The 13,001-nt window shown below is 58.4% G+C and carries 11 protein-coding genes and 1 pseudogene; 9 read left to right on the plus strand and 3 right to left on the minus strand.

The window, feature by feature from the left end; translation table 11 throughout:
* Nucleotides 1-18: 18 nt before the first annotated feature.
* The 3 genes from mutS to JFU04_RS05245 form a co-directional block, all read right to left on the minus strand.
* Nucleotides 19-2,610, minus strand: a complete 2,592-nt coding sequence (mutS, locus tag JFU04_RS05235) for a DNA mismatch repair protein MutS (protein ID WP_065906753.1) — start codon at nt 2,608-2,610, stop codon at nt 19-21.
* Between the two features lie 211 nt (nt 2,611-2,821).
* Entirely contained in the window at nt 2,822-3,967 is a 1,146-nt protein-coding gene (locus JFU04_RS05240; RefSeq protein ID WP_201143622.1) for a serine hydrolase domain-containing protein, read from the minus strand.
* A gap of 57 nt (nt 3,968-4,024) precedes the next feature.
* Nucleotides 4,025-5,092 carry a fatty acid desaturase gene (locus JFU04_RS05245; RefSeq protein WP_201143623.1) on the minus strand — a complete coding sequence of 356 codons (1,068 nt, stop codon included), beginning with the start codon at nt 5,090-5,092 and terminating at the stop codon, nt 4,025-4,027.
* Nucleotides 5,093-5,403: 311 nt separating this feature from the next.
* Between JFU04_RS05245 and JFU04_RS05250 the strand changes: the two genes are divergently transcribed.
* The 9 genes and pseudogenes from JFU04_RS05250 to JFU04_RS30225 all read left to right on the plus strand — a co-directional run bounded on the left by JFU04_RS05250 (nt 5,404) and on the right by JFU04_RS30225 (nt 12,889).
* Entirely contained in the window at nt 5,404-5,964 is a 561-nt protein-coding gene (locus tag JFU04_RS05250; protein ID WP_201143624.1) for a recombinase family protein, read from the plus strand.
* 159 nt (nt 5,965-6,123) lie between these two features.
* Nucleotides 6,124-6,858, plus strand: coding sequence for a LexA family transcriptional regulator (locus JFU04_RS05255; protein ID WP_083221365.1), 735 nt, complete (start codon nt 6,124-6,126; stop codon nt 6,856-6,858).
* A gap of 601 nt (nt 6,859-7,459) precedes the next feature.
* A complete protein-coding gene (locus JFU04_RS05260; protein ID WP_065903324.1) occupies nt 7,460-7,804 on the plus strand; it encodes a phage holin family protein in 345 nt (114 codons plus the stop codon).
* Between the two features lie 21 nt (nt 7,805-7,825).
* Nucleotides 7,826-8,341 carry a hypothetical protein gene (locus tag JFU04_RS05265; protein ID WP_120447746.1) on the plus strand — a complete coding sequence of 172 codons (516 nt, stop codon included), beginning with the start codon at nt 7,826-7,828 and terminating at the stop codon, nt 8,339-8,341.
* Between the two features lie 3 nt (nt 8,342-8,344).
* A complete protein-coding gene (locus JFU04_RS05270) occupies nt 8,345-8,956 on the plus strand; it encodes a phage baseplate assembly protein V (protein WP_201143625.1) in 612 nt (203 codons plus the stop codon).
* A gap of 9 nt (nt 8,957-8,965) precedes the next feature.
* Nucleotides 8,966-9,298, plus strand: a complete 333-nt coding sequence (locus tag JFU04_RS05275; protein ID WP_065903317.1) for a phage baseplate protein — start codon at nt 8,966-8,968, stop codon at nt 9,296-9,298.
* Nucleotides 9,295-10,290 carry a baseplate J/gp47 family protein gene (locus JFU04_RS05280; protein WP_106805007.1) on the plus strand — a complete coding sequence of 332 codons (996 nt, stop codon included), beginning with the start codon at nt 9,295-9,297 and terminating at the stop codon, nt 10,288-10,290. The genes JFU04_RS05275 and JFU04_RS05280 overlap by 4 nt, the downstream gene beginning before the upstream one ends.
* Nucleotides 10,287-10,916 carry a phage tail protein I gene (locus JFU04_RS05285; RefSeq protein WP_106805006.1) on the plus strand — a complete coding sequence of 210 codons (630 nt, stop codon included), beginning with the start codon at nt 10,287-10,289 and terminating at the stop codon, nt 10,914-10,916. Before JFU04_RS05280 ends, JFU04_RS05285 begins: the two co-directional genes overlap by 4 nt.
* Nucleotides 10,917-12,889: pseudogene (locus JFU04_RS30225) on the plus strand (phage tail-collar fiber domain-containing protein).
* The last annotated feature ends 112 nt before the right edge of the window (nt 12,890-13,001 follow it).

Raw genomic sequence — 13,001 nt, forward strand, 5'->3', positions numbered from 1 at the left:
AGCTTGCAAGCGTCTGCGTTATATCCGAGTCTTAAGTGCATATAACATTTCGAGCGCTTTTCGCGGCGTCAAGTCATCCAGGTCAAGTTTAGCCAACTCGTCCAGCACTGGGTGGGGCAGGCTGGCAAACAGATCGCTCTGGTGGGGCGCGCTGGCTTTTTTGCTGGCTTTGGCCGGGCTTGCCACGGGAAGCTCGTGGGGCAGTGCGGTTTCTTCCAGGCGGCTCAGGTGCTCGCGGGCACGGGTGATCACCTCCGTGGGGACACCGGCCAGTTGCGCCACGGCCAGGCCGTAACTCTGGCTCGCCGGCCCAGGCAGCACGTGGTGCAGGAACACGATGCGCTCGTTGTGCTCGGTGGCATTGAGGTGCACGTTGGCCACCAGCGGCTCGTTTTCCGGCAGCACGGTCAGCTCGAAATAGTGCGTGGCAAACAGCGTATAGGCGCGCAGATGCGCCAAACGCTCGGCTGCAGCCCAGGCCAGGGACAGGCCGTCGAAGGTGCTCGTGCCGCGACCCACTTCGTCCATCAGCACCAGGCTGCGTTCGGTGGCGTTGTGCAGGATGTTGGCGGTCTCGCTCATTTCCACCATAAAGGTCGAACGGCCACCGGCCAGGTCATCGCTGGAGCCAATCCGCGTGAAGATGCGGTCCACCAGCGACAATTCGCAACTGGCCGCCGGCACAAAGCTGCCGATGTGTGCGAGCAGCACGATCAAAGCGGTCTGACGCATGTAGGTGGATTTACCGCCCATGTTCGGACCCGTGATCACCAGCATGCGAGTATCGTCATCCAGCGACAGGTCGTTGGCGACGAATGGCGTGGTCAATACCTGCTCTACAACCGGGTGGCGACCTTGCACGATGCGCATGCAGGGCTCGCTGACAAAACGCGGGCAGTTCAGGTCGAGGTTCAGCGCGCGTTCGGCGAGGTTACTCAGTACGTCCAGTTCCGCCAGGGCGGCTGCCGTGTCCTGCAGCGGCGCCAGTTGGCTGATCAGGTCTTCAAGCAGGTTTTCATAGAGCATCTTTTCCCGAGCCAGGGCGCGGCTCTTGGCCGAAAGTGCCTTGTCTTCGAATTCTTTCAGCTCAGGGGTGATAAAGCGCTCGGCACCTTTGAGGGTCTGGCGGCGCTGGTAGTCGATCGGCGCCGACTCGGCCTGCTTGCTTGGCAACTCGATAAAGTAGCCATGCACGCGGTTGTAGCCGACTTTAAGGTTGGCCAGGCCAGTGCGGGCCTTTTCGCGGGCTTCCAGGTCGATCAGGAATTGCCCGGCGTTTTCGCTCAGGGCCTGGAGTTCGTCCAGTTCGCTGTCGTAACCGGTCTTCAATACGCCGCCGTCACGGATGATTGCCGGCGGGTTGTCGATGATCGCCTTTTCCAGCAACGCCGCCAGTTCCGGGTAGGTGCCGGCGGTGACGGCCAGTTGCTGCAGGTGCGGCGTGTCCAATTCGGTCATCGCCGCTTGCAACTGCGGCAGGGCGCCGAGTGCATCGCGCAGGCGCGCCAGGTCACGCGGCCGCGCGTTGCGCAGGCCGATCCGTGCCAGGATGCGTTCGATATCGCCAATTTCCTTCAGCTGTGGCTGCAGTTTTTCAAAGCGATAGCGGTCGAGCAGGCAGGTAATAGAGGTCTGACGAGCTTGTAGCACGCTCAAATCGCGCAGCGGACGGTTCAGCCAACGGGTCAGCAAGCGGCTGCCCATGGCGGTCTGGCAACGGTCGACTACCGACTGCAGGGTGTTATCACGCCCGCCTGACAGGTTGGTGTCCAGTTCCAGGTTGCGACGGCTCGCGCCATCGAGCACCACGGTATCGTCCAGACGCTCATGACGCAGGCTGCGTAAGTGCGGCAGGGCGGTGCGCTGGGTTTCCTTGGCATAACTGAGCAGGCAACCGGCAGCGCCGATGGCCAGGGTTAGGGTTTCGCAACCGAAGCCCTTGAGGTCCTGCACCGAGAACTGCTGGCACAGACTTTTCAGCGCCGAATCCCGCTCGAAATCCCACGGCGCACGGCGTTTTGTCCCACGGCGTTTTTCCGCCGGCAGGTCCTTGGGCCAATCATCCGGGATCAACAGCTCCACCGGGTTGATACGCTCCAACTCCGCCAGCAGGTTCTCCCAACCCTTGATCTCCAGCACGCTGAAGTTGCCGCTGGTGATGTCCAGTACCGACAGGCCGAACAGACGCTCGTCGCCCAATACCGCCGCGATCAGGTTGTCGCGACGCTCATCCAGCAGCGCCTCATCACTCACCGTCCCCGGCGTGATAATGCGCACCACCTGGCGTTCGACCGGGCCTTTACTCGTCGCGGGATCGCCGATCTGCTCACAGATCACCACCGACTCGCCCAGCTTTACCAGCTTGACCAGGTAGCCTTCCAACGAGTGGTAAGGAATCCCGCACATCGGAATCGACTGCCCCGCCGACTGCCCACGCGCGGTCAGGGTGATATCCAGCAGCTTGGCAGCCTTCTTCGCGTCTTCGTAGAAGATCTCGTAGAAGTCGCCCATGCGATAGAACATCAACTGATCAGGGTGCTGGTTTTTCAGGCGCCAGTACTGCTGCATCATCGGAGTGTGGGAGGACAGATCGGACGTGTTTTTACTCATTGGGTCGTAGGCAAATTCGTTGAAAGTGATGGGGCAAAGGGGGCGCTTGGCCCAGCATTTTTTGCGATGGGCGCAAGGTTAACACGCGAGGTCGGCCCTTCGCAGGATGCAAACGGCTAGGGAAAACGCAAAGGCGCTGCGGCCCCCTATACCCATCACTTAATAAAGAACACCGTCACTGTGGCGAGGGAGCTTGCTCCAAGCGGCCACATCAAATCGCCGCATACACCAGAGACGACAACCGCCTGGGCCGAGGATCAATCATCGAATGGCTGCCCGAGGTGGTGGTGACAAAACCAAAGCTCACTTGCTTTTCGGGATCGGCGAAACTTATCGGTCCGCCCAGCCCGATATGGCCAAAGGTGCCCGGGCCCATGGCGTGAGAAGCCGTCGGGTCGCGTTGTTGCTCCAGCATGCAGCCTAATCCATAACGCATGGGGCGCATCCATACCCGATCCATGCCATGACTGTGCTCTTGCGTGAATTCACTGAGCAGTTCGTGACCGATATAGTTGCCCGCCATCAATGCACTGTAGAAGCCGGATAAACCCCGCGCCGTAGCGTGCGCGCACACAGCCGGTTGCTGATAGGCCCACCAGCGCGGGTCACTGGTTCGCCTGGGTACCATGCCGGGATTGGTGAAGGCCAATGTTGCGATATGCGCAGGTTGGTTTTTCAGCACCGTGCGCAACGCTTGTGAGTAAGGATCACCGACCCGCCCCGAGGCACTGTCGAATCGCGCGATACGATGAAAGTGTTGTTCGTCCACGCCAAGGTGAACATCGAGGTCATGGGGGGCCAGCATCTCCTCGTGGATAAAGACGCAGGGATCTCGTCCGTCCACCCGACGAATCAACTCACCGAGAATCCAGCCAAAGGTGGTTGTGCCGTAGCCCAAGTCTGTTCCCGGCTCCCACCAAAGCGGTTCGGCCGCCAATACCTGCACCATATGCTCCCAGTCGTACATCATGGCGTTATGGTCGGGGGCTCGCAGCGCCGGCAGTCCCGCAGTGTGGTTCATCACTTGACGCAAGGTGACTTCGGCTTTGCCGTTCTGGGCGAACTCAGGCCAGTAACGGGCCACAGGTGCGTCCAGCTCCAACTTGCCGCGCTCGACCAACATCAGAACGGCCACCGCGACATAGGGTTTGATAACGCAAAAGGTATTGGCCAGCGTATCGCGCGCCCAAGGCTTCACGCCCGCCTGGTCCGCCATGCCGGCCCACAGGTCGACCACCACTTCTGCACCAACCTGTACGCACAGCCCGGCGCCACGCTCCTGCGGATCATCAAACATCTCCTCGAAGGCCTGCTTGACCGCTTCAAACGGCCTGGCACATATCCCTTGCGCTTTCATACTCCGGACTCCTTGTAGGTGAAGTGCTGCCTCTGAAACGTGCGCCACGCGACGAACTCACCCTCGCGAGCGAGTTTGAGAGTGCTCTTTGGAAAAACGGTTGGCTCGTTTGTATGTGCCGAAGTCATTGAACCTGACGCCTGCCTGCGCCATGACTTTATGAGCATAAGGCGCTGTCATCTGGCGAAGATAGAACGGGTCTCTCACCACGAAGTGGTGAATGCTGTGCGTGCTGCCGAAGTTGAAGCAGAACAGTTGAAACGGCCACAACCACCACGGGTTCATTACCTGGGTTTGTTGTAGCGGATTACGCGGGGCTACATCGCCATAATAGTGCATGTTTGAACTTATAAAGAACAAACAGAACTGCCGTAGCAGGTTGGGGGCAATGAGGATTACGACGATGCTGTTGACGATATCCATAAACGCCAGGGTCGCCGCAGAACTGTGAATCGCTTCACCCATAAGTGACCCCACCCCGGCGTAGAGGTGATAGCCAAGGAATACATACCAGCAACCCCAATACAACAGCCCAAACGGCGTGTTGAGTCGAATAATCTTGCCTAACAATTTTACCTTTTGCCGCCATCCCGGCGCGAACACCGCATTTAGAAAACCAAATAAAAACCCATCGACCAGTTTCAATAAACGCAGTATTCCCCACGGGCTGCCACTGGTCGTAATCCATGCTTCGACATCCGACTCAGTGCCGGACTCTTTATGGTGATGAAAGTGCAGTGTGCGCCTTAGCCATGGACTGGGCATGCCCGGCCGGGCCAGCCAGCACAAAAACATCATGGCGTTGTGAGCGAAGGGTTGCTTTCTGAAATAGAGGCGATGAATCAAGTCATGTTCGATTTCATGAATAAATGACGTCAGCAGCGCATTGATCAAAATGCACGCCCATCCGGGAATAAAACCCTTTATGTAGAGACCTCCCGTGATGACCATCCCTGCCAGGGAAAAGACCATCACGCTTGCCCCCAATGCATTTTGATACTGCAGGATAGGGTAACGCTGGCGCAGGTGGTTTCCGTGCTCGGTAATGCTCCGGGTTACCGTCTCGATCTTTTCTTGATCGGTATTCGGTCGATCAATTTCGATGGCTCCTTCCAAGATCTTCATCCATTCATCCTCTGCTTGCATCGGGGAGTAACCAGCCTTGTCAAGCCGGTCAAGTCAATACGCTGGGCAATAAAGCGGTCGGCATTAAAATTCCCTGGCGAATTAACGCGCAACGAAATCGACGGTGTGTTGAAAAGTTGTTAGGCTTATTCCAGGTCTCAAAATGATAAGGTAAGTTAAAGTCTTTGCAACTGTGTATTTTAGGTGGGTTAGCTATACAGTTCTTTGTGTAAAGTTTTAAAACTAAAGGATTTAGTTACAGTTTGTACAAGTATTAAAGGACTGTGTACAAGTACTGCCAAGGAGGCATCATGAGATTACATCGCATCAAGTATTTCCGGCACTCTCTGCAACAATCTGACGGCAGCGTAGAGACAAACAGCCACGATGTATTTGACGCAGTGTTTTACGATGAGCCTGACGACAATGCCGCGAATCGTGCAGGCCTTGAAGGGCTGATTCGCTACCTTCAGTGCGGAGATACTGTGGTAGTGGACAGCATGGCAACGCTCACTTCCAGTACCGAGCAGCTGTGCATCATCATTCGACGACTGATTGATAAGCAGGTAACGCTGGAGTTTTCCAACGAAAGCCTGATCTTTCGGCATGACTGTCTTGAAGTGGTGGAGACCATTATTGCGGTAATGGAGTTGGTTGCAGAGTTCGAGCGCACGGCGATGAGGGAAAAACAGGCCGCCGGTATCGCCAGTGCAAAGCGTCGCGGAGTCTACAGAGGTCGCAAGAAAAAACTGTCTGACAATCAGGTTGTCAATTTAATTGACCGAGCCGGCGCCGGTGAAAGCAAATCCAAATTGGCGCGTGATTTTGATATCAGTCGCCAGACGCTTTATCGATACTTGAGATCGACATAGGCGCGCCTGCGGAGGAATCGCCGCAGGCTTGCCCGGATTTGAAGTCGCCGATTGCGTAGGCTCCAGGGCCGATGCAAGGCGTGGGCTGGATTTTCTGATTGCATAAATTATGCAAATTAGCATTTGCCAACCCTAAAAACTCCCGTCACTATCCGCGTTATGCAAAAACGCAACGTTTCTATCGTCTTAAGAGAACTGCTGGATCGCGACCGGATCTCCCCTACGGAGCTTCACCGGCGTACCGGCGTGCCTCAATCCACACTGTCCCGGATCCTCAGCGGCAAGATCGTTGATCCGTCGGATAAACACATTTCCCGCATCGCCGAGTACTTTCGCGTGAGCACCGACCAGTTGCGCGGGCGCGCGGCGGTGGGCGCTTTGCGCGAGGACGGGCGCGACCCGATGCATTCGGAACTCAAGGACATAAGCCTGTGGGACGACGACACACCCGTGAATGACGACGAGGTGTCGATCCCCTTTCTGCGCGAGGTTGAATTGGCTGCTGGATCAGGAAGATTCGTCATCGAGGAAAGCGAAAAGGCCAGCCTGCGTTTTGGAAAACGCAGCCTGCGACACAACGGTGTGCAGTTCGACCAAGCCAAGTGTGTGACGGTGCGCGGCAACAGCATGTTGCCGGTACTGCGTGATGGCGCCACGGTGGGGGTGAATGCGGGCAAGAGTGGCATTGGTGACATCGTCGATGGTGACTTGTATGCCATCAATCACAATGGCCAACTGCGGGTGAAACAGCTCTACCGCCTGCCTTCCGGGATTCGTCTGCGCAGTTTCAATCGCGATGAACACCCGGATGAAGACTACAGCTTCCAGGATATCCAGGATGAGCAGATCAGCATCCTCGGTCATGTGTTCTGGTGGGGCATGTACGCCCGTTAAGCTTCTTGCGTAAGACAAAGCCCGCTCATTAGCGGGTTTTTTTTCGCCTGCAGAAAATCGGCAAACCCTGGCGCTGCAAGGCCTGAAATGCATTCGTGCATTTCACGGCTAAAAATAAATGCATTTGTGCATTGACTGTATATGCATACATGCATATTCTCCATCTCAAGCCAGCCAACAAGGCCTGGTGGAGGCGGCAAGGATGCTGCCAAGGAAGACAAGGAAGGCACGCAACATCGGCAAGGACGCCATCAGAGCGATGGCAGGGAGGCCAGGCAACACCGGCAAGGATGCCGACGCTCTTTAGTCATACCGCTTCAACAAAAAAGGCAGCGATGAACCGGCCTGATAACGGTTCAGAGGGTTGGCAACTGACCCAGGTGTGCAGCGTAAAGCACCAGAAGCAGTTATCCGGCAGACAGGGATCGTGGTCGGAAAAACATTGAGGAAAGATCCGTACCGCGCCAGTAGCGCCGAAAGATCGATGTTGGACCGCATTACTGAAAAGCCTGGGCAACCGGGCTTTTTGGAATGCCTACCCATAAATGGATTTACCCAAGAGCCGGCCCTGCGCCGGTAGTGCTCAGCCAGGAGGCGTGACATGACAAACGAGCAGCAAGCGTTAGCGGAAATGCCTATCTGGCTGGTGATCGTACTGGCCCTGATCGGCGGGGTGTCCGGTGAAATGTGGCGCGCCGACAAGGAGGGCGCGCGCGGTTGGTCACTGGTACGGCGCCTGGCCTTGCGGTCCGGTGCATGCATGGTCTGCGGAGTCTCGGCACTGATGCTGTGCTACGCCGCCGGCATGTCGATCTGGACTGCCGGCGCCATTGGTTGCCTGACCGCCATGGCCGGCGCGGATGTCGCCATTGGCCTTTATGAACGCTGGGCGGCCAAGCGCATCGGGGTCAACGAGACCCCGACCTCGCGCCCGGACCAGCAGTAACCGCTGCAAGGATGCAACCACATGAGCCTTATCGAAAAACCTTCCCAGTTGCCCGTGGCGATTGGGGCGGCGCTGAAGAGCGCCTTCCCAGACTTGCCTGTAGGCAATTATCAGGACTTTACCGGCGTCGCGGATAAAACCGGCGTGCTGATCAGCGTCGAGCGCAACGGGCCCGCCGTTCGCTCCCTTGAAGGGCGCAAGGCGCATGCCTTGTCGGTCTCACTCAGGGCCACGGTCGCCAGCGGGGCGGCAGCCTTTGAAGCCTGCGACCTGGCCAGCCAATTGATGGACCTGGCCCTGGATAACCGCTGGGGCCTGCCACCCGACCAGTGTGACCTGCCGACGGCTATCGTCGCGGCGCCTTCCGGATTGACCGGGACCGAAACGGACTACGACACCTGGATCGTTTCCTTCACCCAAACCCTCTATCTCGGCCCGTTACTGCTCGAGGATCCCACAGGCAAACCGCTGTTTGCCCGTACCTGGGAAGTCTCGGACATCGACGATCCAGATCAATATCGACCCCTGCAGGAGTAGTCCATGTTCGATGCATTACTACGCATGCAACTGGGGCCGATCGTCGAGCGCCTGGCGGAAATGGAAGCCCAGCTGGAAGACCTGTATCGACGCGCAGAAAGCTTCTGCCGGATTGGCGTGTGCCAGGAGGTTGATGCCGCCAGTGGTACCTGCAAGGTCAGCCACGGTGACCTACTCAGCCCGGCGATCCAGTTTTTCAACCCGAGCGCTGGGGCGCAAACCGAAACCCGCATCCCTTCAGTGGGCGAGCAGTGCCTGCTGCTCAACTACGGCGGCGGGGAAGGGGGGACGCAGTCTGTGGCTTTGTTCGGCCTCAACAGTGGTCTGTTTCCGTCTGTGTCCGCTGTGGCGTCGCTGACGCGCCGTCGTTATCAGGACGGCACCCAAAGCGACTATGACGACGCCAGCCACATTTTCAATTGGGTCAACGGCCCCACCACATTCAGCGGCTCCCGCGAGCAGGTCGACCTCAAGGTCGGCGCCGCGAGCCTGAGCATGAATGCCCAGAGCATCACCCTGCAGCTCGGCGCCACCGGCTTATTGCTGGATGCCGCCGGTGTGCATTTGAGCGGCCCGGTGGTGGATCACCAGGGTCGCGTGATCAGCAGCGCATAAGGATTTGCCATGATCGGAATCGACAGGAACACCGGGGCAGCCGTGGATGACTGGCTGCAATTTGTACAGCGCGCCACCCGAGCGCTGACCACCCCCGTGGGGACACGCCAGAAGCGCCCGTTGTACGGCTCGATGGTCCCGCAACTGCTCGGCCAGAACCTCGGCGATGACCTCTTGCTCCTCGCCCAAAGCCATGCCGCCCAAGCCTTTTTCAACCCTCAGAACGGCATCGCCGACTTCCAACCCCAGGTCATCGTCGCCACTCGCCAGGGCGCCGGCCTGCTGCTGCGTTTTGCCGGCAGCTGGAAAAACCGCCAACAAACTTTTGAGGTCGTGACATGAGCATGTTGATCCCAGGCCAGAACCAACTGGCGGAACCGGCGATTATCACGGTCGACGCGTTCGAGCCGTTGCTCGCCGAGTTCAAGGCGTTTGTCGTCGACTATGTCGCCACCCGAGCGCCGCAAAGCGCGGCCAAGCTCAAGGTCAGCCTCGACAATGAAAGCGAACTGCTGACCCTGGCCCTGGAAGCGTTTTGCGTGCGCTTGCAAACCCACGAACGCAAGTACAACGCCCGCATCAAGCAGATGCTGGCGTGGTGGGCGACCGGCAGTAACCTGGATGCACGCCTGGCGGACATGGGCCTTGAGCGCCAGGTGCTCGATCCAGGCGATCCCGCCGCGTTCCCGCCCGTGCCGCCGACCCTGGAAAGCGATGATGATGCCCGCCTGCGCTATTACCTGGCGCCCCATGCGCCGGCAGCAGGCTCGCGCATGCAGTATCGCCGTGAGGTGTTCACCCTCGGCGAGCGGCCGGCGGTGAAGGTGCAAAGCGCCACCCCTGGCGTGGTGACCGTCAGCTACACCTTTGATCCGGACGGTTATGCGGCCCAGGTCAAGGACGGAAACGCACGACGCACCGCGCCCGGTGAAGTGATGGTCACTGTGCTGTCCAGGGAGGGTGATGGCAGTGCTTCTGCCGATTTGCTTGACGGTGTGCGTCGACATTTCGCACGGCCCGATGTACGACCGGAAACTGACCTCGTCACGGTCCAAGGTGCACAGATTCAACACTACAAGATTCGCGTGGTGGCCAAGATCAATGCCGGTCCGGATTCGGGCCTGACCCAAGTGGCTGCACAACAGCTGCTGCAAACCTATGCCGACTCCTGCCATCGGCTGGAAGGGCGCGTCGACCCAAGCTGGATCGACTACGCCATCCACAGTGCCGGCGCCGCGCAGCTGCAAATCCTCGAACCGCTGCAGCCGATTATCAGCACGGCATTCCAGGCCCCGTACTGCACGGGCGTCGAGGTGGAGGTGCGCACGCTATGACTGAACCCAAAGCGAGCTTGTTGCCCGCCAACAGCTCACCGCTTGAGAAAGCCCTGGACCTGGGGTTCGGCTATTTGCTGGAGCGGGTCACGCCGCCTTTCCCACAGTTGATGGACCCGGATCACACGCCTTCGGCGTTCTTGCCCTACCTGGCAGCGGACCGCGCGGTGAACGAATGGAGCACCACGGCCCCCGAGGCGGAGAAGCGCCTGACCGTCAAACTTGCCTGGCCCACCGCGCGACAGGCCGGCACCCGCCAGGCCCTGGAAAATGCGGCCAAGGGCTTGCAACTGAGCCCCGAAGTGCGCGCCTGGTACGAACAGAAACCACCGGGTGTGCCCTACAGCTTTGCCGTACGCGCCTGGACCGATTTGCCCTACAGCGAAACCATTGATGCCCGACTCGACCGCCGCTTGGCCGATGCCAAAAGCGAGCGCGACATCCTGTCGATCTCGGTGGGCCTGAGTGCTTTCGGTCGCCATGTCATTGGCGCCGCCACGCTGTGCGGCGAACTCACCACGATCTACCCAAGCGTGCTGGCTGGCGTCGAGGCCGCGGGCCGCGCCTTTATGGCGGCCGGTCTGTACAGCGTCGAAACCACCACCCTTTATCCACAGGAGCACTAAATGGCTGACTATTACACCCTGCTCACGAATGCGGGGATCGCCTACGAAACCGCCTGCAAGGCGGCTGGCGTGCCGATCAAACTGGCGCAGATTTCCGTCGGCGACGGCAACGGCGCCGTCTACAACCCCGATGCCAGCGCAAAAGCGCTGAAACGCGAAGTCTGGCGCGGGCCGCTGAATGCGCTGTTCCAGGACGAGAAAAACGCCAACTGGCTGATGGCCGAAGTCACCATTCCATCGGATGTCGGCGGCTGGTATGTGCGCGAAGCCGGGCTGTGGACGGACACCGGGATCTTGTATGCCATCGTCAAGTATCCAGAGTCGTATAAGCCGGTGTTGGCGACTTCGGGCTCGGGGAAGGAGTTTTATATTCGCTCGATCTTCGAGACGAGTAACGCGGCGATTGTGACGTTGTTGATTGATGACACGGTGGTGAAGGCGACTCGGGCTTGGGTGATGGATTATCTGGGCAGGCAGCTGGCTGAGGGGACTTATACCAAGGCTGAGATTGAGACGCTGATTGCTCAGTCCTCGGCGCTGCCGGTGGGTTCTATGGTTGCGTTTCCAGTCGACAAGGTCCCGGTTGGGTTCCTGGAAATTGATGGCAGCGTGAAGAGTGCCTCGGCTTATCCCGATTTGGCCAAGTTCCTGGGCGCGGCGTTCAATAAGGGGGATGAGGGCGCCGGGAATTTTCGACTGCCAGAGTCGCGTGGGGAGTTTTTGCGGGGTTGGGATCATGGGCGGGGGTTGATGCTGGGCGGGTAGTTGGTAGCTATCAGTCCGATGCGGTGCAAAATGTCACTGGTAATTTCGGCCGAGTGGTTCCGGTGGGGGATACGATCAAGGATGCATCGGGGCCGTTTCAGCCTGGTGATGCGACAGGCAGTGTGGCCACAGGATCCAACGCAACGCTGAGGCATATCACTTTCGACCTGTCCCGTTCTGCACGAACGGCAGCAGAGACGCGCCCGCGCAACCTTGCGGTCTTGTGGTGCATAAAGGCTTGGAATGCGCCAATTAATCAAGGAAATATCGACGTTGCAGCGCTCGTCAGCGAGCTTGATGCGCTGAAGTCTGCTGTTCCGGTTGGATCGATTATTCCATTTCCGAAGGCGTCAGTGCCACCGGGGTATTTGGAGCTGGATGGGAGTGTGCAAAGTATCAGTGTTTACCCCGATCTCGCTGCTTATCTAGGCACCACATTCAATACCGGTAGCGAGCCTGCTGGCTTTTTTCGCCTGCCAGAGTCGCGTGGTGAGTTTATGCGTGGCTGGGATCATGGGCGAGGCATCGACTCTGGTAGAGCAATCGCAAGTTATCAAGGCGATGCGTTCAAAAGCCATACCCATACTCCACCTAATCAAACTGGGATCAACTCTGCTGCAGTTGCGACGGGGGCCAAGTCTCTCGGCGGTAATACTTACGACACGCTCTATAATGTGGGTTTTACAGGTGATACTGAGACTCGGCCGCGTAACTTAGCGGTCATGTGGTGCATCAAGGCCTGGAACGCACCGGTCAATCAAGGAAACATCGACGTTTCGGTACTCGCTTCACAGGCAACCGAAACCAATCAAGGCACGGCAAAGACAGCCACCCAACCCCAAGCCGACGCTGGCGTGGATGACGCCACAATCGTCACCCCGAAAAAAATGCGCTTCGGCTTTGCAATGAACTTCACCGCAGCCAGTGGATACGTCCTGTTTCCAACATGGCTCGGCGGCCTGCTGATTCAATACGGCCGCGCATCCCTGGCGGCTGACCAGTTCACCACACTGACCTGGCCACTTGCCTGGCCCGATGCGTGTTATGCCATTTCCGGGGCGGTGCACTCGTCACTTGCCCGTGTCGACGATGGTATCTCCGCACAGTATCGAAATCTGACTAAAACCACGGTCATCCTGGACAGGCAAGACATCGTCTCGGCAGTAGCCAACAACCGCGATATGTTCGTTATCGGAATCGGGAAATAACCATGAGCATTTTTTATTGCGCAGAAACGGGCGGATTTTATCTGCCCGGCATGCAGCCATCTGATAGGGCCTGCCAGGAAATCACCCATGCGCGCCACGCTGAGCTTCGCGC

This window comes from Pseudomonas sp. TH21 (assembly GCF_016651025.1).
GTDB classification, from domain to species: Bacteria; Pseudomonadota; Gammaproteobacteria; order Pseudomonadales; family Pseudomonadaceae; genus Aquipseudomonas; species Aquipseudomonas aylmerensis.

Coding starts and splice junctions, on each gene's coding strand:
- mutS (WP_065906753.1), bottom strand. CDS start 2,610: ATGAGTAAAAACACGTCCGATCTGTCCTCCCACACTCCGATGATGCAG.
- JFU04_RS05240 (WP_201143622.1), bottom strand. CDS start 3,967: ATGAAAGCGCAAGGGATATGTGCCAGGCCGTTTGAAGCGGTCAAGCAG.
- JFU04_RS05245 (WP_201143623.1), bottom strand. CDS start 5,092: ATGAAGATCTTGGAAGGAGCCATCGAAATTGATCGACCGAATACCGAT.
- JFU04_RS05250 (WP_201143624.1), top strand. CDS start 5,404: ATGAGATTACATCGCATCAAGTATTTCCGGCACTCTCTGCAACAATCT.
- JFU04_RS05255 (WP_083221365.1), top strand. CDS start 6,124: ATGCAAAAACGCAACGTTTCTATCGTCTTAAGAGAACTGCTGGATCGC.
- JFU04_RS05260 (WP_065903324.1), top strand. CDS start 7,460: ATGACAAACGAGCAGCAAGCGTTAGCGGAAATGCCTATCTGGCTGGTG.
- JFU04_RS05265 (WP_120447746.1), top strand. CDS start 7,826: ATGAGCCTTATCGAAAAACCTTCCCAGTTGCCCGTGGCGATTGGGGCG.
- JFU04_RS05270 (WP_201143625.1), top strand. CDS start 8,345: ATGTTCGATGCATTACTACGCATGCAACTGGGGCCGATCGTCGAGCGC.
- JFU04_RS05275 (WP_065903317.1), top strand. CDS start 8,966: ATGATCGGAATCGACAGGAACACCGGGGCAGCCGTGGATGACTGGCTG.
- JFU04_RS05280 (WP_106805007.1), top strand. CDS start 9,295: ATGAGCATGTTGATCCCAGGCCAGAACCAACTGGCGGAACCGGCGATT.
- JFU04_RS05285 (WP_106805006.1), top strand. CDS start 10,287: ATGACTGAACCCAAAGCGAGCTTGTTGCCCGCCAACAGCTCACCGCTT.